The sequence below is a fragment of the Aeromonas sp. QDB23 genome, from assembly GCF_027707745.1.
In the GTDB taxonomy this organism is placed as follows: domain Bacteria; phylum Pseudomonadota; class Gammaproteobacteria; order Enterobacterales; family Aeromonadaceae; genus Aeromonas; species Aeromonas allosaccharophila.
Genome location: NZ_JAPCJA010000005.1, coordinates 12,444 through 31,848, shown reverse-complemented (window position 1 = coordinate 31,848; position 19,405 = coordinate 12,444). Strand labels below are relative to the sequence as shown.

Sequence of the window (19,405 nt, the reverse complement as noted above, 5' to 3'; positions counted from 1 at the left end):
CTTCGAATGAGGTGCAGGCTTAGTTGGCCTTGGCATCGCTCACTGCAGCTTCAACCTTGGTAGCCACTTCGTCAGCAGCTTTCTCAACGGTTGCAGCCGCTTCGGAGGTGGCCTTCTCTACGGTAGAGGTGGCTTCGCTAGCGGCTTTTTCTACAGTTGCAGCAACTTCGGCGGCCGGAGCAGCAGCAGGCGCGGCAGCTTTTTCTTCTTTCTGACCGCAAGCGGTCAACATCAGACCCAGGATACCGGCTACCAGTACTTTGTTCATGTGCATACCCTCAAAAAAAGATGGAGAGATGGTCTGTGCAACCATCACAGCGCCCACCGTTGCCCGGTATTGAAACAAGAGGCCGGGAGGCAGCAGGCGGGCGCAATATAGCCCCATTAGTTACCGATGAAAACGGATATCACAATGACATTTTTTCGTGCCGTGGATGAAAAGCACTACTGCAACGACTGATATCAATACAAGATGCCGAACAAAGGCCGGTTTTGCACAATAAAACACCGCTTTGCTGCCATCTCCTGGCGGTTTAACAAGGCCAAGGTTAGCCGATGGCCAGCGCCTTAGTCAGACAGCTTCTGACAGGGCAGCCGTTTTCCCTCAAGGTGGCTCTGACGGGCCAGATCCAGCAGTGCCATCACCGCCAGTGCTTCGCATGCTGGCACCGGGTTGCTCCCTTCGCCCTTGATGGCGGCGCAGACACCGCGATAGTAGGCACCATAATCTCCCGCTTCACCCACCACGCTCTGCTGCTGTAACTGACCATCGACAATGCGGCTGAGCTGACCGGGCTCGCTATCCACGCCCCAATCCCCCGCCGGTGGCCGTTTGCCCAGCTTGAGCTGATCTTCCTGCACATCCATACCGAATTTGACGAAGGAGCCCTGGCTGCCGTGTACGATGAAACGCGGCATGGTGGCCGATACCAGACAGCTGCCGTGCAGAACGACCCGCAGCTCGCCATACCGTTCACCATAGCCCAGCACTACGTGGAAGTAGTCGTCCGCCAGTGCACCGGGGCGCTGCTCGGCCAGATCGGCCTGCAACCAGTCCGGCTGCCCGAATAGCTGCAGCGCCTGATCCAGCACGTGGGGGCCGAGATCGAACCAGAGGCCGGAACCCGGGCCACCCGCTTCGCGCCAGCGCTGGCGCACCTCGGGGCGATAGCGATCGAAGTGCGATTCGAACTGGGCGATCTGCCCGAGCGTCCCTTCTGCCAGCAGACGGCGCACGGTGAGAAAATCCCCGTCCCAACGGCGGTTGTGGAAGATGCTGAGCAGTCGCTGCTGTTTTTCGGCCAGTTCGACCAGTGCTTGTGCCTCGGCCAGATCCAGTGCAAACGGCTTGTCGATCACCACATGTTTGCCTGCCAGCAGCGCCTGGCGGGCGAGGGGGGCATGGGTGTCGTTGGGGGTGGCGATCACCACCAGATCGACGGTCTCATCGCTCAGCACTTCTTCCAGTGAACCGACCCGGCAGCCGGGCAGATCGGCCTGCACCTTGGCGGCATCACGGCTTACCACCCAACTCAGGGACAAGCCCGGCGTGGTGGAGAGGAAAGGGGCGTGGAAGGTCTTGCCTGCAAAGCCATAGCCCACCAGGGCTGCGTTGAGAGTGTGGCTCATCGGGAGTTCTCCGCTGACATCGAGTGAGTGGGGTTGCCATCGCAGCCGGGCTGCCGGATGGCCATACGCTGTAAAGTCGATACAAACGAGAAGGGGGCCGATGGCCCCCTGAGTGTGCTCATCAGAACACAGGATTTATTGCAAACACAAGCGGCGTCCGCGACGGGTCATCAGCATCACCAGGGGCGGCAGCAGCAGCCACATATGCAGCGCCAGCTGGCTGAGCGGGTCGTACATCAGGGCGCCGGTCAGGCCAACCAGCGCGCCGGATCCGCTCATCTGGAACAGGCCGAGCAGGGCCGCGGCGGTACCGGCGCAGTGGCCGAATGGTGCCAGCGCCATCCCGGCGGCCGAACCCAGAATCATGGCAAAGCCGATGCTGGAGAGGAATACCGGCCCCATCATCGCCAGCGGATGTTCTATGTGCATCGCCAGGGTCAGGGTGATGGCCGAGAGCATCAACACCAGCAGGCCGATGCGCAGGGTGCGTCTTGGCCCCACCTTGGCGATAAAGCGCGGCGCCATAAAGCAGGCCAAGATGTTGAGCGCGGCGTTGGCGGTAAACCAGTAGCTAAAGCCGCTCATATCGAGCCCCAATTTCACCATCAGCTGCACCGGTGCGGCTGTGACATAAGCGAGGATCACCGCCATCGCCAGCATGCACAGCGCCGCGTTGAACAGGAAGCTGGGGGAGCGCAGCACCGGGCTGTAGCGGGACCAGCTGATGAGGGCCCCTTCACTGCGGGTCTCCTCCGGGCGGGTCTCCGGCATCCGCCACATCAGCCAGCTGCCGACGATGAGCGCATAGCCAGCCATAAACCAGAAGTTGGCAGACCAGCCCGCCTTGGCGGTGAGCCAGCCACCGAGCAGAGGTGCCAGCGCAGGAATAAAGCAGATGGCGCCATTGAGATAGGAGATCATCTGACCGCTCTTTTTCGGGCCGTAGCTGTCACGTACCACCGAGAAGGCGGCGACCGAGGTGGCGCAGGCGCCGAAGCCCTGCAGCACTCGCGCCAGCATCAATTCGCCGAGGCTGGCGGCAAAACCGGCCCCCAGCGCGCTCAGGCCATAGAGCAGCACGCCGCCCAGCGCGATGGGCTTGCGACCGTAGCGATCGGCCAGCGGGCCAACAAGCAGTTGTCCCAGCCCCATGCTGAACAGGAACCAGGTGATGGTGCCCTGCATCAGGGTTACTTCGGCACCCAGCTGCTCGGCCATCTGCGGAATGGCGGGCAGGTAGATGTCGATAGCCAGCGGACTGAACAGCACCAGTAGTACGAGTAAAAGTATTAATGGCATCTGTCACCTCTTTAGTCAGCCAGGTTAATGAATTGGGGCGCGAGTCTACTGACTCACAGTAATGAATAGAAATGGTATTTAATCACTTTGGTTATTCCATTATGGAAACATGTATTAAAAAGCTGGTTATTCGATGGCGGCAAATCCCCCGTAACCCCATCACAGCGGGTGTAATTGACGCTTTTACTAAACGCTTGCGCCGCATAGAATGCGCAGATTATTTTTGCGGAGGTGCTCGATGAACAAGCTTGTCCTGGCAACAGGTAACCAGAAAAAGGTGAAGGAATTGGCCACCATGCTGGCCGATATGAAGATCCAGGTGATCCCACAGAGCGAGTTTGCGGTCTCCGATGCCGATGAGACCGGCACCACCTTCGTCGAGAATGCCATCATCAAGGCCCGCCACGCTGCCCGCATTACCGGTCTGCCCGCCGTGGCCGATGACTCCGGTCTGGAAGTCGATCTGCTGCAAGGGCGCCCCGGCGTTTACTCCGCCCGTTTTGCCGGTGTGGGGGCCGGTGACAAGGCCAACATCGAGAAGCTGCTCGGCGAGCTGCAAGGTGCCCCCGAGTACCTGAAGAGCGCCCGCTTCTGGTGTGTGCTGGTCTATATGCGCCACGCCGACGATCCCACCCCCATCATCTGTCAGGCGAGCTGGGAAGGGATGATCATCGACGAGCCACGCGGTCAACATGGCTTTGGCTATGACCCGGTATTCTTCGTGCCGGATCACGACTGCACCGCCGCCCAGATGCCGGCCGAACTGAAAAACCAGCTTAGCCATCGCGGTCAGGCGCTGGCCAAGCTCAAAGCGGCGCTGGCTGCGGCGCACTGAGCCACTTCGCCACCTTGTCGGTTACACACGGTCAATTACACATAGTCATCTACAATGGGGGCCTTGAGCCCCCGTTTTATTGGAAGCCCCATGCTGCAACTGCCGCCGCTATCTCTCTATATTCATGTGCCCTGGTGCGTCCAGAAGTGCCCTTACTGTGACTTCAACTCCCATGCCCAGAAGGGGGAGCTGCCTCACCTCGAATATGTCACTGCCCTGCTGGAGGATCTGGATCAGGATCTGAAGTGGGCGCAGGGGCGGCCGCTCTCCTCGATCTTTATCGGCGGCGGCACCCCCAGCCTGTTGACGGTGGAGGCGATGCAAACCTTGCTGGATGGGGTGCGGGCCCGTATTCCGCTCGCCGCGGATTGCGAGATCACCATGGAGGCCAATCCGGGCACGGTGGAGGCGGACAAGTTCGCCGGTTTCCAGCGCGCCGGTATCAACCGCATCTCTATCGGCGTGCAGAGCTTCCAGCAGGAGAAGCTGACCCGCCTCGGCCGCATTCACGGCCCGGAAGAGGCGCGCAAGGCCGCCGCACTGGCCCATGCCATCAAGTTGCCTACCTTCAATCTGGATCTGATGCACGGTCTGCCGGATCAGAGTCTGGATGACGCCCTTTATGACCTGCAGCAGGCTATCGACTGCGTCCCGCCGCACCTCTCCTGGTATCAGCTCACCATAGAGCCGAACACGGCCTTTGCCTCCAAACCGCCCACACTGCCGGAAGATGACACCCTGTGGGACATCTACGAGCAGGGTCACGCCATGCTCACCGCCAGCGGTTATCGCCAGTACGAGATATCGGCTTATGCCAAAGAGGGCTACCAGTGCCATCACAACCTCAACTACTGGCGCTTTGGTGACTATCTGGGGATCGGCTGTGGTGCTCACGGCAAGGTGACTGATCTCGCGGCTCAGCAGATCCTGCGCACCGCCAAGGTGAAGCATCCGAAAGGGTATCTGGACAAGAGTCGCCCCTATCTGGACGAGCAGTGTCAGGTGACGGCAGACGATCTGCCGCTCGAATACTTTATGAACCGCTTCCGCCTGTTTGAACCTGCCCCCAAGGCGGAGTTCGAGGCCTATACCGGCTTGCCGCTGGAACGGGTGGAGACGGTGCTCGCCATCGCACAGAGCAAGGAGCTTATCGAGGATCTGGGAGAGAGCTGGCAGCTCACTTCTCTCGGCCATCGTTATCTGAACGTATTGCTCGAACTGTTTATGGATGAGTGAAAACTGGCTCACGATCTGGCTGCGAAGCCGTGATCAAGGTTCATGCGCTGCTCGGAAGCCTCACGTATATCTATACGCTCCGGTTCCTGCGCTGCTCTTCACCTCGCTGACAGCTTCTCGCAACAGGTCGTGAGGCAGTTTTGGCGAACCGTGTTTCGAGATAACAATCAGGGCGCCAATGGCGCCCTGATTGTTTATGGTCGGTAGAAACCCGCTCAGCAGCAGACGCGGATCATCTGCTGTTGGCCGGGCTCCCACCGCTTGCCGAATTTGGCCTTGCGCTGGTAACTCCCCTTGCCCTTCTTGTTGCGCTCGACCCGGTTGCGAAACAGCGGATCGGAGAGCAGGGCGTGCAGATGGTTATCCTTTATCTCGCCGCGCTGATGGGCATAGTTGCCCCCTTGCGCATTTTCCTCACGGGGGAGGGCGGGTTGGTCGACCCGAATTTTGGCCATGATGGCTCCTCTTCTTTTCTCTTGGTGTGTTGATTCTTGTGTCTGGCTGGTGGTTTTCGCTGCGAGCGCCTGTGCAGGCTAGCGCCCAGCAACCGGATGCACTGGCACCGGTTAAAAACGCGGCGATTTTGTCACCAAATCGCCGCCGGAGCAATGCGTCGGCGGCGCCGAGTCAGTCACTCTGAGCCAGGCACGCTCAGTCAGGCGTAGCATGTCAGCCGTGAACAGTGTCATTTTGGTCGTGGCTATGATGCTCGTGATGGGCCGGGGCGCCAGATTCCAGCGTCTCGAGGATGGCGCAGTGCTCCGCCGAGCGGGGGCCGCCGCAGCAGATATTGGAGAGCTCGCGCAGGTTGTCGCGAAAGCGGGTCAGTTCGATGATCTTCTGCTCCACCTGGGCCAGCTTGGTGTCGGCCACCGCTTTCACCTCCTGACAGGTGACTTTGGCCTTGTTGGTATCGAGGTCGAGCAGCTCGCCGATATCGGCCAGCGAGAATCCCACCGACTTGGCGCGGATAATAAACTCCAGCCGCCGCTTGTCCTGCTCGCTGTAGAGGCGGTAGCCGGATTCGTTGCGGATCCCCGGTGAGATAAGCCCGTTCTTCTCGTAAAAACGCAGGGTATCTGCCTTGACCCCGCACGCCTTGGCCAGTTCACCGATCCGATACATGCCCTTTTCTCCCCTTGAATGTATGCCGCCACAAAAACCGGAATCCACTATCACCCCTTTGCCCATGGATTGCCAGCCAAGGGCATAAAAGGGGCAGATAAACATCTCCTGGCGACCCTTTTTCCCATAAAACACTGAAAGTGCAAACGTTTCGAGAAAATCAAGTAGAAAACGTTTAACGCCGCGCCAAATAAGGCTTTGCTGTTTCAAAAAATCCACCACAGGTCACATTTTTTGTGTAGAATACGCGCCCATAACAGAGCGCCGCACCAAGCGGGCATTTCCTAAAACGCTTTTGCCGGATGTCGGGGCGAGAGTGGTTTGCGAAATCCCCCACTTCCATTTATTTGGGGACTCTCTGTGTTGAGCCTCGCCTCCCATGGAACGGTCCCCGTTATGTTGAGGACGATAGTGTGATGGAACAAGCTCGACCCATTCGCCGTGCACTGCTGAGTGTGTCTGACAAAACTGGCATTCTGGAATTTGCCAAGGCACTCAACGAGCGTGGTGTTGCCCTGCTCTCCACGGGCGGTACCGCCAAGCTGCTTGGCGAGGCGGGTCTGTCGGTGACAGAGGTCTCCGACTACACGGGTTTCCCTGAAATGATGGATGGCCGGGTCAAGACCCTGCATCCCAAGGTTCATGGCGGCATCCTCGGCCGTCGGGATCAGGATGACGCCATCATGGCCCAGCACGCTATCTCCCCCATCGACATGGTTGTCGTCAACCTCTACCCCTTCGCCGCGACAGTGGCCAAAGCGGGCTGCACCCTGGCCGATGCGGTCGAGAACATCGACATCGGCGGCCCGACCATGGTGCGCTCTGCCGCCAAAAACCATAAAGATGTCGCTATCGTCGTCAAAGCTGCCGACTATGATCGGGTTATTCGCGAAATGGATACCAACGGCAACAGCCTGAAACTGGCGACCCGTTTCGATCTGGCCATCGCAGCGTTCGAGCACACCGCTGCCTACGACGGCATGATCGCCAACTACTTCGGCACCATGGTGCCCTCTTATGGTGACAACAAGGAGGGTGACGAGGAGTCCCGTTTCCCGCGCACCTTCAACAGCCAGTTCATCAAGAAGCAGGACATGCGTTACGGCGAAAACAGCCATCAGGCAGCCGCCTTCTACGCCGAAGAGCATGCTGCTCCGGGTTCTGTCTCCAGCGCTATCCAGCTGCAGGGCAAGGCGCTCTCCTACAACAACATCGCCGATACCGATGCGGCGCTGGAGTGTGTTAAGGAGTTTGACGAGCCGGCCTGCGTCATCGTCAAGCATGCCAACCCCTGCGGCGTGGCCATCGGTGACGATCTGCTGAGTGCCTACGATCGTGCCTACCAGACCGACCCCACCTCTGCCTTCGGCGGCATCATCGCCTTCAACCGTGAGCTGGATGGTGCCACTGCGACAGCCATCGTGGCCCGCCAGTTTGTCGAAGTGATCATCGCCCCGACCGTCAGCCAGGAGGCCCGCGATGCGGTCGCCGCCAAGCAGAACGTGCGTCTGCTCGAATGCGGGCAGTGGACTGCTCCGGCGCAAGGGTTTGACCTCAAACGCGTCAACGGCGGCCTGCTGGTGCAGGAGCGGGATCTCGGCATGGTGACGCTGGGTGACCTGACCGTGGTCAGCAAGCGCCAGCCGACCGAGGCCGAGCTGCAGGATCTGCTGTTCTGCTGGAAAGTGGCCAAGTTCGTCAAATCCAATGCCATCGTCTACGCCAAAGATGGCCAGACCATCGGCGTCGGCGCAGGCCAGATGAGCCGTGTTTATTCGGCCAAAATCGCCGGCATCAAGGCGGCGGACGAAGGGCTGACCGTGGCGGGCTCCGTGATGGCGTCCGATGCCTTCTTCCCGTTCCGCGACGGTATCGATGCTGCCGCGCAGGCCGGTATCTCCTGCGTGATCCAGCCGGGTGGCTCGATGCGCGATCAGGAGGTGATCGATGCCGCCGACGAACACGGTATGTGCATGGTGTTCACCAACATGCGCCATTTCCGTCATTGATGGGTCAGGGGCTGCCGATGGCGGCCCTTTTGTTGTCTCTTTTCAACTGACTATTTCCACTGACTGACGGCCCGGGTGGCCGTCCAGTGACCACAAATAGAAGCGAGCGATACGATGAAAGTACTGATCATTGGCAACGGTGGCCGCGAACACGCCCTGGCCTGGAAGGCCAAACACTCCCCGCTGGTGCGCCACGTTTTTGTAGCGCCGGGCAACGCAGGTACCCAGCTTGAGCCGGGGGTCGAGAACGTTGCCATCGAGGCGACCGATATCGAAGGGCTGCTGGCCTTTGCCAAAGAGAAGCAGGTCGGCCTCACCATCGTCGGGCCGGAAGCGCCACTGGTGAAAGGGGTGGTGGATGCTTTCCGCGCCGCCGGCCAGCCGATCTTTGGCCCGACCGCTGCCGCTGCCCAGCTGGAAGGCTCCAAGGCTTTCACCAAGGATTTCCTGGCCCGCCACGCCATCCCGACCGCCGAGTACCAGAACTTCACCGAAGTGGAGCCAGCACTCGCCTACTTGCGCGAGAAGGGTGCCCCCATCGTCATCAAGGCCGATGGTCTGGCGGCGGGCAAGGGGGTGATTGTCGCCATGACCTTGCAAGAGGCGGAAGACGCGGTGCGCGACATGCTCTCCGGCAATGCCTTTGGCGAAGCGGGCTCCCGGGTGGTGATCGAGGAGTTTCTGGATGGTGAAGAGGCAAGCTTCATCGTCATGGTCGATGGCGAGCACGTGCTGCCGATGGCCACCAGTCAGGATCACAAGCGGGTTGGCGACGGTGATACCGGTCTCAACACCGGCGGTATGGGGGCTTACTCCCCGGCACCGGTAGTGACCGCCGAGGTACATCAGAAGGTGATGGAGCAGGTGATCATGCCGACCGTGCGCGGCATGGCGGCCGAAGGTAACGTCTACACCGGTTTCCTCTACGCCGGTCTGATGATCGACGGCGCAGGCAATCCCAAGGTGATCGAGTTCAACTGCCGTTTCGGCGATCCCGAGACCCAGCCCATCATGCTGCGGATGCAATCCGATCTGGTGGAGCTCTGTCTGGCCGCTTGCGCGGGCAAGCTGGATCAGAAAGAGGCCATCTATGATCCCCGCGCCGCCATCGGCGTAGTACTGGCAGCGGGAGGCTATCCCGGCGATTACAGCACCAATCACCCCATCAGCGGCTTGCCGGTGGATGAGGTTGCGGGCGAGAAGGTGTTCCATGCCGGTACCCGCCTGGAAGGCGATACCAGCCTGACCCAGGGTGGCCGTGTGCTGTGCGCCACCGCCCTTGGCCACACTGTGGCAGAAGCCCAGCAGCGTGCCTACCAGCTCGCTGGCCGCATCAAGTGGGATGGCGTCTTCTACCGCAAGGATATCGGCTGGCGCGCCATTGCTCGCGAACAGGAGTAACCGACGCAAGCCATTGGCCCGCTGATCCAGACCCCGCTGCGGCGGGGTTTTTTGTCCCTGTTTACCGCTTTCAACCATCCTAATGGTGCGCGTCACCTGCGTTCAATCAGTTACCAAGCGCAAACAAGCGCGGCATATCTGTCACTATTTGCCACAAAAAACAGCATTTTTCACAAACATTTCACCATGAGTCATGGCATCATGCCCTGATGAATTCTTGTTGGGATTCATAAGTACCCCTAACAATTCGAGCATGTCGTTATATAAGGAAATCCCATGTTGAAAACCGTCCGCCCCCTGCTGCTGCCCCTGATGTTTGGCCTGATGACCCTGCCTGCCGTGGCGGGTGATCTGGAACAGCCGATGAAGAAGATTGGCTTCAACTACAAGCAGGCCGTCAAGGCTGATGATGCAGCCACCATGGAGCAGCACATCAACGAGATGAAGGCCCAGCTGGATGTGGCCAAGCAGAAGAACATGCCAGCCGCCAAGAAAGAGAAATTCCTTGAAGGGATGAACGAGGTACAGACCGAGCTGGACGCCAGCCTGGCCGCACTCAAGGCGGGTGATGAGGCCAAGGCGCGCGAACATCTGGCCAAGGTCAACGACCTGAAGAAGGAGTACCACAAATATGCCAAGCAAAAAGGGTGAGCCCTTTCGCTGGGATCCGCTGGTTCGCCTGACCCACTGGGGCTTGGCGGCGGTCTGCATCGGCAACCTCTGGGTTAACGAAGTGGGGGAGGAGTGGCACGAGTGGCTGGGTTACGGCGCCATTGGGCTGGTCTCCTTGCGTCTGCTCTGGGGGCTCACTTTCGCCCGTGGCTACGCCCGCCTTGGTGCCCTCATCCCCAGCGGGGAGGATTTTCGCCAGCAGGCGCGCGAGATGCGTGAGCGGCAGCCTCCGGCACCGGGTCATCATGGCAGCGGCAAGCTAGCCGTGTGGGCGCTCTGGCTGGTCGTGCTGGCGACAGCAGGCAGCGGCTGGTTTCAAAATACCGAGACGGGATTTGAACTGGGGGCTGACGAGTGGCATGAGTGGTGCGTGGTGGCGTTGCAGGGGCTGATTGGTCTGCATCTGCTGGCCATCGTCTTCACCTCCTGGCGTCAGCGCAGCAATCTGGTCACCCGGATGCTGCCTGCTATCGGGCGTCGCTCATCCATCCAGAGCGGCAGCAACGAGCAAACCTGAGGCTCAGCATTAGGCTCCTTGTCTCTGAGTGAGGCGCCTGATCCGGACCCTGCCCAGACCCGCCCCTGGCGGGTCTTTTCTATGACCTCATCGAGCTCATCACTGGAGATTGCCCGATCGGCAGATGCAAAAAGGCCGCTCATGATGAGCGGCCTTTTTCAAGTTGGTGGCCCCTGGGGGACTTGAACCCACGACCAATCGATTATGAGTCGTGAATTTAACGTTTTCACAACGTTTCACCCTGTCTCGAAATTGGCATAAAAACCCCTTAAATCACAGACATATAGCAAAAACACTTGTATCATTGAGTCTCACAAAGTATCAGGTAGCTTCACCTTAAAAGCACCCATTACAGCACCCAATTTAACGTTTGGGTGCCTTTAGCTGAGACCAATCGACTATGCCGCTAACACACAACGAGATCGCCGCGCTGGTGGCGAAAGAAAGCGCCTATTACAGGATGGATGATGACCGCACCCGTGGAGCTGGTGGGCTAGGCGTCAAGGTGTTGCCGAGTGGCGGCAAGATGTTTGTGTTTCGCTATACCCGCAACGAGAAGCGCGCCTTCATTCAGCTTGGCCGCTTTCCGACCCTCTCCCTTGCCGATGCCCGCGAAAAGGCCAAGGCATTCAGCCAAATGATCCGTGATGGCCTAGACCCCAAAGACGAACTGGCCCGCCAAGACAGGGCGCGGGAGCAGGAGAAGCGGGAGCATGAACAGCAAGGCACCATTGAGCAGCTATTCAAAAGCTACACCGAGCAGATGAAGAAGGACGGCAAGCGCACCCATGCCGCCGTGCTGCTGGCCTTGGAGAAAGAGACCTATCCAGTCATCAAACCCACGACCAAAGCCAAGGACGTGGCCGCGCACGACATAAAAATCATTCTGGCGCACATGATCCGCCGTGGCGCTGATACCCAATCCAATCGCGTCAGAAGCTACCTGATGGCGGCGTTTAATCACGGCCTTAAACATGACAACGACCCCGCCAATTTCATAGACGATGCCAAATTCGGCTTGGTGCTTAATCCGGTGGCGGCCATACCCAAGCAAAAGGCTGCTGAACGTGTCGGGGAACGCTTCCTGACGTGGGCAGAGGCTCGCCAGTTGCTCGATGATATGGAGCAGCCCACCAGCCTAGGTTTGACCCTGCGCACCCTGATCCGGCTCTGTTTCTTCACGGGCGGCCAACGCCCTTATGAGCTGGCCGCCTCACGCTGGGCGAGTATCGACTGGCAAGCCAAAACCCTGACGATTACCGCCGAGCTGTCCAAGAATGGCCGCCCGCACCTGATCCCGCTCACCGATAGCGCCTTGCGGGTGTTGAGAGAACAACAAGCGGCAACGGGGGACGGTCCCTTTATCTTTGCCCACGCCACCAAGCCGAGCGAACCAATGCCGATGGCCTCACTGAGCCAAGCGATGGACCGTTACCGCAAACGTGCCGAGATGGCGCACTTTATCCCCCGTGATTTCCGCCGAACTTGTAAAACCCTGATGGGCGAGCTGGGCATAGCCAAAGACCTGCGCGACCGCCTACAGAATCACGCCCTGAATGACGTATCCAGCAAGCACTATGACCGCTATGAATACCTGCCGGAGAAGCGGCGAGCGCTGGAGCTATGGGAGCGGCGGTTGTTGGATTTGGCAGCGGATAACGTGGTCAGTGTAAAGTTTGGGGATCAGCGATGAGCCAGTCAGCAATCAACCACGAATTGAAGGAACCATTGACCGCTGAAGAACTAAAAAAACATTGGTGGGATCTGGGCTGCTGTGAGCTTGGTGCCGTGTATGACCGTTCCGGTGGCCTGATGGAGAACTGCGAAATTTTGGAGCTCTTACAGACAAGGGCATTGACCGCAATCAACAACCGATGGACCACGATAGGCCAATCAAAAGATTGGCGGACAAAGCGAAAACAGCTAACACCTGAGCAGGCAAGATGGTGTGAAGTGAGTCTTTGTGTTCAGTTGGCTGAATTAGCACCCGATATGAGAACAGGCCACGAAAGTATGTGGAAAGTGGGGCATAAAAAACCTACAGGACGAAAGCCTAGTCATTCAGCTGATCTCATCAATGATTGGCTTCGTGGCATAGTTAAAAACTATGAACGCTTGATAGAAAATGAAGAGCGGTTTGGCTTGTCGATAACTTTGCATGGTGAGGAAAATGTTTATCCGAGCGAGATCGTCAATGCGGCCAAGCTACTTGCCAAGGTCAAGAAAACTGAGGAAAAGGAGCGTGATGAAAACGCCAAAGCTTTGCTGACTTCAATAGAAGAGGCTAGGGTCAAATTCGGCCAATTTGGGATTGGAACGAGCAGTGATAAAGATCATGCCAAGTGGATTCTGCTGTTAGCCGATGCTTGGGAACTCGAGCCCGATAAGATAAGCAACGCTGTAAGGTCGATCACTCGTCGCACTAAGGGACAAAAATAGCGGAATTGTTGTCCCTTTGATTTTTCAGAAATCTGTTTTCATAGCTCCGAAGCCACGGCAAGAGACCCGATGGCATTAGGAGATTATGTTAATGTTAATCCCGATTTCAGAAGTAACCCGCCGCCTTGGTGTCAGCCGCGCAACAGTTGAGCGACTGCGTAGAAGACCCGAATCCCAATTCCCCCAACCAATTCGTATTGGCCCCAACTCAATCAGATTTGACACGGCAGAGCTTGAGCGGTGGATCGTCGCTCGTCGCCAAAAAGGGGGTGAGCAATGAACCCATTGTTAAATGTCAAAAACTGCATCTTGTTGGGGCTACCAGAGCCCCGTAAGCAAGAGACCCAGCGGGAATACATAAGGCGGATTTTGCTGGCGGGGCATTCAATCAACACCAGACAATGCCGCTTTATTGGCATCGGCAATCTTCACTCTGTGGTATCTGCGCTGCGCAAGCGGCGCTTTCCACTGCGAGTAGAGCACAAGCCAGCAATTGATCCCCGTTCTGGTGAACTGTTACCCCAACCAGTGGATCACGTTTCCGCTGACTTTGCTGAGGTGGCCAGCATAGAAAACGCCCCGAGCGAACCCGAGGCGTAATCAATAACCTGCTGGTGGCCCTACTTTGGCGAGGACGGCCACCAGCACCATCGAGCATATCACCCATGATGAAAACCACCAACGGCAAGCCTTGCCGCCCGTTGCTGTGCCCGTTCGCTGGCCTGATACAGCGTGAAACTATTTACGCTAATTGGGACATGCTAATTGGGATCTATGAACAGGGTAAACCCCAGCATTGGTGCGGTTTGGCGGGGAGAGTAAAACCGGAAAATCGAGCGGTATTTTATAATATCTATGAGGGAAGAGATCTCTTTATGGGGGGTAATCAAACCAAGCTGGGGCTAGAACAGGGAACGGCCCCATGATGTTAGCTGATGGCCTGCCAAGTGCTGTTGCTGCCAAGGTAACAGGCAAAGCCAAGCGGAAGCAGGGCAAGCGCTATGGCTATGTAACCCACCAGTGCGTTTACCGTTATCAAGGTATCGAGTACCCGATCAACACCACGCCTGCGAGCGGCGGCTACACCAAACCACTGAGCGAGATGATCCGGCGGATAGTGGAAGCTGTTAGGCGTTATCGGCGGGTGCTGTTTGTTCGGCTCGACCTGAGCATGGGAGAGGGAGAAGCCACTAGCGAGCGCCTGAGCGCATTCCTAAAGCAAGCTGGCCGCTATGTAACGAGAGAGCACGGGACGCGATTAGAATACGTGTGGTGTCGTGAGCAGGAGAAAGCTAAGCGCCAGCACTACCATTTGGCCCTTCTCATAGACGGCGACAAGTTACGCCACCCCGCCCGATTGTATGAAGCATTGGCCGAGATCTGGCAGCGCAAAGGGGGGCGGTTATCCATTCCCGAGAACGGCTATCTGATGACTGACAGCCACAATATCACCGAGGCTGTTTACCGTATCTCATACCTTGCCAAGGAGCGGGGCAAAGGCTACCGACCGGATGGGGTGCGTGACTTCGGCTATTCACGGATTGGGCGGGGCATTCAATTTGAATGAGTTTGAACAGGCCCGCCCCGTTGAGGCAAATTTGAGCGAGTTGAACAGGAATTGAAGAGACCATGGCTAGACCACTTAAGGCTCTATCTATGACTTTTTAGCCAACCAGGCTACAAAAATTGTGAGCAGTAAGCCACTCATCCACAGCAACCAGAAAGGGAAGAAGATGATCACGTACAACAGGCGGTAGATATTCCTAACGCTGTCTGCCTCAATTAATGCGCAAGTGAATCCAATCCCTGCCACTAAATACGCAGCCCAGAACATTACATCCATTCTTATCCATCTTTTTATCCGCTAACCCCCAACGCATCTGCGCAAGTCGTGTAGCGAAATCACTAAGTAGGCCCAGAAAAGTACCACTTTACCAATCTGAGCCCCCCACTGCGAGAAGATATTCTTGGCCCACACGAAGGGGTAGCAAGTTACAAAGGAGGGGGATGGGGATGGGTAGCATCACCTTAAAAGCACCCATTAAAGCACCCAAAAATGTCAGATAAGCAAAAGGCGTAGCGGTTACTAACCGGCTACGCCTTTCTGGAATTGGTGGCCCCTGCCCGACTTGAACGGGCGACCAATCGATTATGAGTCGACTGCTCTGACCAACTGAGCTAAGGGGCCAAATTGTGCGTTTAGCGGCGTGGATTATAGGGGAAGAGGAAAGGGCAGTCTATAGGCATATCAACCACTTGGCGACTAATTGTCCAGCTTGATAGAGGGGGCAAAGCGGGTCGCAAGGGGAAATGCCAGACAAAACAAAGCCCCGCATGGCGGGGCTTTGGCAGAGCAGTTTGACACAGGGTCAGGACTATTCGTCCAGGAAGCTGCGCAGCACTTCCGAGCGGCTCGGGTGGCGCAGTTTGCGCAGTGCCTTGGCTTCGATCTGACGAATACGCTCACGGGTAACGTCGAACTGCTTGCCCACTTCCTCGAGGGTGTGGTCAGTGTTCATGTCGATACCGAAACGCATCCGCAGCACCTTGGCCTCGCGGGCGGTCAGGCCAGCCAGCACTTCGCGGGTGGCGTTGCGCAGGCTTTCGCTGGTCGCCGCATCCGCTGGCAGAGCCAGGGTGGTATCTTCGATAAAGTCGCCCAAGTGGGAATCTTCATCATCACCGATGGGCGTCTCCATGGAGATAGGCTCTTTGGCGATTTTCAGTACCTTGCGGATCTTGTCTTCCGGCATGCCCATGCGCATGGCCAGCTCTTCCGGGTTCGGTTCACGACCCATCTCCTGCAGCATCTGACGGGAGATACGGTTGAGCTTGTTGATGGTCTCGATCATGTGTACCGGGATACGGATGGTACGGGCCTGATCCGCGATGGAGCGGGTAATGGCCTGACGGATCCACCAGGTTGCATAGGTCGAGAACTTGTAGCCACGACGGTATTCAAACTTGTCTACCGCCTTCATCAGACCGATGTTGCCCTCCTGGATCAGATCCAGGAACTGCAGACCACGGTTGGTGTACTTCTTGGCGATAGAGATAACCAGACGCAAGTTGGCCTCAACCATCTCTTTCTTCGCACGGCGGGCTTTGGCCTCACCGATGCTCATGCGACGGTTGATATCCTTGATCTGGGCAATCGACAGACCGGTCTCTTCTTCAATCTGCTGCAGTTTGCCGATGGCGCGCTGAATATCCTCGTCCATTTCAACCAGACGGGGAGACCAGGCTTTGCCAGCCTGCTTCTGGTATTCAAACCAGGCAGTTTCACACTCGTTGTTGGTGAAGGCCGCGACGAAGGTTTTCTTCGGCATCTTGGCCTGCTCAACGCAGAGCTTCATGATGATGCGTTCCTGCACGCGGACGCGCTCCATCATCTCGCGCATGTTGTTGACCAGGCGATCGAACTGCTTGGGCATCAGGCGGAATTGACGGAATACATCGGCCAGCTGGGCGATGGCAGCCTGTGTATCTTCGTGCGCGCGACCATTCTTCTGAATGGAGAGGCGGGTCACTTCATACTGGGCACGCAGTTCGCCAAACTTCTCGCGAGCGACTTCCGGATCCGGACCACCGTCACCGTCGTCGTCAGAGCTGTCACCATCTTCGTCTTCGTCTTCTTCGTCTTCTTCATCTTCGTCGGCCAGATCGTCTTCGCCGAGTTCGGAACCGATGTGCGTGGCGGTAGGTGCCATGTCTTCAGTTTCGTTCGGATCAATAAAGCCAGAGATGATGTCAGAGAGACGCAGCTGCTCGGCTTCGTACTTGTCGTACTGTTCGAGCAGGTAAGTAATTGCTTCAGGGTACTCGGCTACGGAGCTTTGTACCTGGTTGATACCGTCTTCGATCCGCTTGGCGATGTCGATTTCGCCTTCACGGGTCAGCAGTTCGACGGTACCCATTTCCCGCATGTACATGCGGACGGGATCGGTCGTGCGACCAATCTCAGATTCAACAGATGCCAGGGCCTGGGCCGCTGCTTCGGCAGCGTCCTCATCGGCGGTACCACCTTCAGCCATGATAAGGTCATCGGCATCCGGAGCGTTTTCAACCACTTGAATGCCCATATCGTTGATCATCTGAATGATGTCTTCGATCTGGTCTGAATCGACAATGTCTTGCGGGAGGTGATCGTTCACCTCGGCATAGGTCAGGTAGCCCTGTTCTTTACCTTTGGCAACGAGGAGTTTAAGCTGAGACTGCGGGGTTTGCTCCATAGAACTCATCCGGTTGGTGTTGCTAGGTTGCGCGTACAGTGCGCTGCTGCGCAAATAGCCAATTCTAATAGAAAACCGCCAGACATGCTATGTCTGGTTGCGGCGTCGGTCATGAGAAACCCCTGCCCGCAGTATTGTCGGGGCCAGGCGGTTATAAAATTTTTGCTTTTCATCCCGTCGATTCGGGCAACGCTATTCATATTGGGACTAATCACTCAAATATCAAGCCCCACTCTCATTTCTTTTCTCAATTTGCACCTCTCTTATCAGCATCATCAGCTCTTGGGTTTCTTCGGAGCTTAGTCCTTCCTGAGCCACTTTGGCCTGCAATTCTTCGATCCGTTGCTTCAGGAAAAGGTTGATGAAACCGACAAAGGTATCCTGCAATTCTCCCAGAATATCCGGTTCCTGGTCGAGCCTGACCTCTTCAAAGAGGTCGTGCATCGCCAGCTGAGCGAGGATCTCTCCCTCCTTGGTTCCACGCCAGTGTTCCAGCAGGATACCGGTGGTGATACCGGGCTGGGCCAGGATCTGCTGGTGCAGCTGCAGCAGGAACTTGATGCCCTGTACGCGCAGTCCGGCCAATTCCGGCATAGGGGGAAGTTCGGCCGTTACCGCCGGATATTGCACCATCAGTGCCAGCGCACGCCGTAGTGGCGTCAGCTTGGCTGCCTTGGGTTTGTTGACCTCGGCCTTAGGCTGACTGTTGCGGGCAAACAGTTCGGCGATGCGCTGCTTGTTCTCGCCCCAGCGCATCATGCTGGAGAGACGGGTGATCAATCCTTCGCGGGTAAACCCTTCCGGTACGCGGCGAATAAGCTCGGCCGCCTTGTTGGCCACTTCGAACTTGCCTGCCTCACCGGAGAGTGCCGCATCGCGACCGAGACGCTCGAACATGAAGTCGGCGAACGGTTGGGCTTCATCGAGCAGGGCTTCGAAGCCCTCCTTGCCGATCTGGCGTACCAGCGAGTCGGGATCTTCGCCATCGGGCAGGAACACGAACTTCAGCTCGCGGCCATCCTGCAGATGGGAGAGGGCATTATCCAGCGCCCGCCAGGCGGCTTCACGACCGGCGTTATCACCGTCGTAGCAGCAGACCACCTCGGCGGTGGTGCGAAACAGGGTGTGGATATGGTCGCTGGTTGTCGCAGTACCCAGCGCCGCCACCGCATAGTCGATGTCGTACTGACCGAGTGCCACCACATCCATGTAGCCTTCCACTACAAGGATCCGACGCGGATCCTTGTGTGCCTGTTTCACTTCGTAGAGACCGAACAGCTCCCGCCCTTTATGGAAGATGGGGGTCTCCGGCGAGTTCAGATACTTGGGGGTGCCATCACCCAGCACCCGGCCACCGAAACCGATGACTCGGCCCCGCTTGTCGCGGATCGGGAACATGATGCGATCGCGGAAACGATCATAACTACCCGGGCCATTGTCACGGGTGATCAGCATGCCACCCGAGATGAGCAACTGCTCGTGATCCCGGCTGGCACCAAAGCGGCGGCGCACCTGATCCCAGTCACTGGGGGCATAGCCGATATTGAATCGTTTGACCACTTCACCGGTCAGACCGCGCCCTTTGAGGTACTCCACCGCATGGGGAGCATTCTTGAGATTGCTCTCGTAGAAGCGGGCAATCTGGTTCATCAGCTCGAACAGATCCTTGCTGACGGCGGGCTGGCTATTGGCCGAGCCGCCAATGCTCTGTTCGCGAGGCACCTGCATGCCTTGCATGCTGGCGAGCTCTTCGATGGCATCGGGAAATTCGAGACCGTCGTACTCCATGACAAAGCCGATGGCGTTGCCGTGGGCGCCACAACCGAAACAGTGGTAGAACTGCTTCTCCTGGCTGACGGTAAAAGAGGGGCTTTTTTCGTTATGAAAAGGGCAGCAAGCCTGGTAGTTCTTACCGGCTTTTTTCAGCCGCACTCGCGAGTCGATCAGCTCGACTATGTCTGTGCGTACGAGCAGATCGTCGATAAAGGATTGGGGGATCCTGCCTGCCATA

General features: G+C 57.5%; 19 protein-coding genes and 1 tRNA gene. 12 read left to right on the top strand and 8 right to left on the bottom strand.

Annotation, left to right across the window (positions count from 1 at the left end; all coding sequences use genetic code 11):
* Positions 1-19 precede the first annotated feature (19 nt).
* The 3 genes from PG888_RS03720 to PG888_RS03710 form a co-directional block, all read right to left on the bottom strand.
* Positions 20-268 (bottom strand): hypothetical protein, encoded by a 249-nt coding sequence (locus tag PG888_RS03720; protein ID WP_058053978.1) that lies wholly within the window; start codon positions 266-268, stop codon positions 20-22.
* 299 nt (positions 269-567) lie between these two features.
* Positions 568-1,629, bottom strand: coding sequence for an oxidoreductase (locus PG888_RS03715; protein WP_182938799.1), 1,062 nt, complete (start codon positions 1,627-1,629; stop codon positions 568-570).
* Positions 1,630-1,764: 135 nt separating this feature from the next.
* Positions 1,765-2,928, bottom strand: a complete 1,164-nt coding sequence (locus tag PG888_RS03710; RefSeq protein ID WP_182938800.1) for a multidrug effflux MFS transporter — start codon at positions 2,926-2,928, stop codon at positions 1,765-1,767.
* Positions 2,929-3,166: 238 nt separating this feature from the next.
* On the opposite strand from PG888_RS03710, the gene rdgB reads away from it, so the two are divergent.
* Together rdgB and hemW are read left to right on the top strand one after the other, a co-directional pair.
* On the top strand, positions 3,167-3,763 hold the full coding sequence (gene rdgB / locus PG888_RS03705) for an RdgB/HAM1 family non-canonical purine NTP pyrophosphatase (RefSeq protein WP_182938801.1): 597 nt from the start codon (positions 3,167-3,169) through the stop codon (positions 3,761-3,763).
* A gap of 90 nt (positions 3,764-3,853) precedes the next feature.
* On the top strand, positions 3,854-4,999 hold the full coding sequence (gene hemW / locus PG888_RS03700; protein WP_182938802.1) for a radical SAM family heme chaperone HemW: 1,146 nt from the start codon (positions 3,854-3,856) through the stop codon (positions 4,997-4,999).
* A 215-nt stretch (positions 5,000-5,214) separates the two neighbouring features.
* On the opposite strand, the gene PG888_RS03695 is transcribed toward hemW, so the two are convergent.
* Together PG888_RS03695 and zntR are read right to left on the bottom strand one after the other, a co-directional pair.
* Positions 5,215-5,454 (bottom strand): alternative ribosome-rescue factor A, encoded by a 240-nt coding sequence (locus tag PG888_RS03695; protein ID WP_232093604.1) that lies wholly within the window; start codon positions 5,452-5,454, stop codon positions 5,215-5,217.
* Positions 5,455-5,668: 214 nt separating this feature from the next.
* Positions 5,669-6,124: a Zn(2+)-responsive transcriptional regulator gene (gene zntR, locus PG888_RS03690; RefSeq protein WP_182938803.1), complete on the bottom strand. Its 456-nt coding sequence runs from the start codon at positions 6,122-6,124 to the stop codon at positions 5,669-5,671.
* A gap of 416 nt (positions 6,125-6,540) precedes the next feature.
* Here zntR and purH point away from each other — a divergent pair, with 416 nt between their 5' ends.
* The 10 genes from purH to PG888_RS03645 all read left to right on the top strand — a co-directional run bounded on the left by purH (position 6,541) and on the right by PG888_RS03645 (position 14,729).
* On the top strand, positions 6,541-8,133 hold the full coding sequence (gene purH / locus PG888_RS03685; RefSeq protein ID WP_182938804.1) for a bifunctional phosphoribosylaminoimidazolecarboxamide formyltransferase/IMP cyclohydrolase: 1,593 nt from the start codon (positions 6,541-6,543) through the stop codon (positions 8,131-8,133).
* 114 nt (positions 8,134-8,247) lie between these two features.
* Positions 8,248-9,534, top strand: coding sequence for a phosphoribosylamine--glycine ligase (gene purD, locus PG888_RS03680; RefSeq protein ID WP_182938805.1), 1,287 nt, complete (start codon positions 8,248-8,250; stop codon positions 9,532-9,534).
* A gap of 276 nt (positions 9,535-9,810) precedes the next feature.
* Complete coding sequence (locus tag PG888_RS03675) at positions 9,811-10,185, top strand: cytochrome b562 (protein WP_042656319.1); 375 nt, start codon at positions 9,811-9,813, stop codon at positions 10,183-10,185.
* Positions 10,166-10,723: a cytochrome b/b6 domain-containing protein gene (locus tag PG888_RS03670; RefSeq protein WP_182938806.1), complete on the top strand. Its 558-nt coding sequence runs from the start codon at positions 10,166-10,168 to the stop codon at positions 10,721-10,723. Before PG888_RS03675 ends, PG888_RS03670 begins: the two co-directional genes overlap by 20 nt.
* A 400-nt stretch (positions 10,724-11,123) precedes the next feature.
* Positions 11,124-12,416 carry a tyrosine-type recombinase/integrase gene (locus PG888_RS03665; protein WP_270692752.1) on the top strand — a complete coding sequence of 431 codons (1,293 nt, stop codon included), beginning with the start codon at positions 11,124-11,126 and terminating at the stop codon, positions 12,414-12,416.
* Positions 12,413-13,162, top strand: coding sequence for a hypothetical protein (locus PG888_RS03660; RefSeq protein ID WP_270692753.1), 750 nt, complete (start codon positions 12,413-12,415; stop codon positions 13,160-13,162). The genes PG888_RS03665 and PG888_RS03660 overlap by 4 nt, the downstream gene beginning before the upstream one ends.
* Before the next feature lie 85 nt (positions 13,163-13,247).
* A complete protein-coding gene (locus PG888_RS23210; protein ID WP_362806969.1) occupies positions 13,248-13,442 on the top strand; it encodes a helix-turn-helix transcriptional regulator in 195 nt (64 codons plus the stop codon).
* Positions 13,439-13,762: a hypothetical protein gene (locus PG888_RS03655; RefSeq protein ID WP_234677512.1), complete on the top strand. Its 324-nt coding sequence runs from the start codon at positions 13,439-13,441 to the stop codon at positions 13,760-13,762. The genes PG888_RS23210 and PG888_RS03655 overlap by 4 nt, the downstream gene beginning before the upstream one ends.
* Positions 13,763-13,827: 65 nt before the next feature.
* Positions 13,828-14,088 carry a hypothetical protein gene (locus tag PG888_RS03650; protein ID WP_111900804.1) on the top strand — a complete coding sequence of 87 codons (261 nt, stop codon included), beginning with the start codon at positions 13,828-13,830 and terminating at the stop codon, positions 14,086-14,088.
* On the top strand, positions 14,085-14,729 hold the full coding sequence (locus PG888_RS03645; protein WP_111900805.1) for a YagK/YfjJ domain-containing protein: 645 nt from the start codon (positions 14,085-14,087) through the stop codon (positions 14,727-14,729). Before PG888_RS03650 ends, PG888_RS03645 begins: the two co-directional genes overlap by 4 nt.
* Before the next feature lie 544 nt (positions 14,730-15,273).
* Here the strand turns inward: PG888_RS03645 and PG888_RS03640 are convergent.
* From PG888_RS03640 to dnaG, 3 genes are all read right to left on the bottom strand, one after another.
* Positions 15,274-15,350, bottom strand: a tRNA-Ile gene (locus tag PG888_RS03640).
* Between the two features lie 187 nt (positions 15,351-15,537).
* Positions 15,538-17,433, bottom strand: a complete 1,896-nt coding sequence (rpoD, locus tag PG888_RS03635; RefSeq protein ID WP_263718854.1) for an RNA polymerase sigma factor RpoD — start codon at positions 17,431-17,433, stop codon at positions 15,538-15,540.
* A gap of 183 nt (positions 17,434-17,616) precedes the next feature.
* Positions 17,617-19,404: a DNA primase gene (dnaG, locus tag PG888_RS03630; RefSeq protein WP_182938807.1), complete on the bottom strand. Its 1,788-nt coding sequence runs from the start codon at positions 19,402-19,404 to the stop codon at positions 17,617-17,619.
* Between the last annotated feature and the right edge of the window lies 1 nt (position 19,405).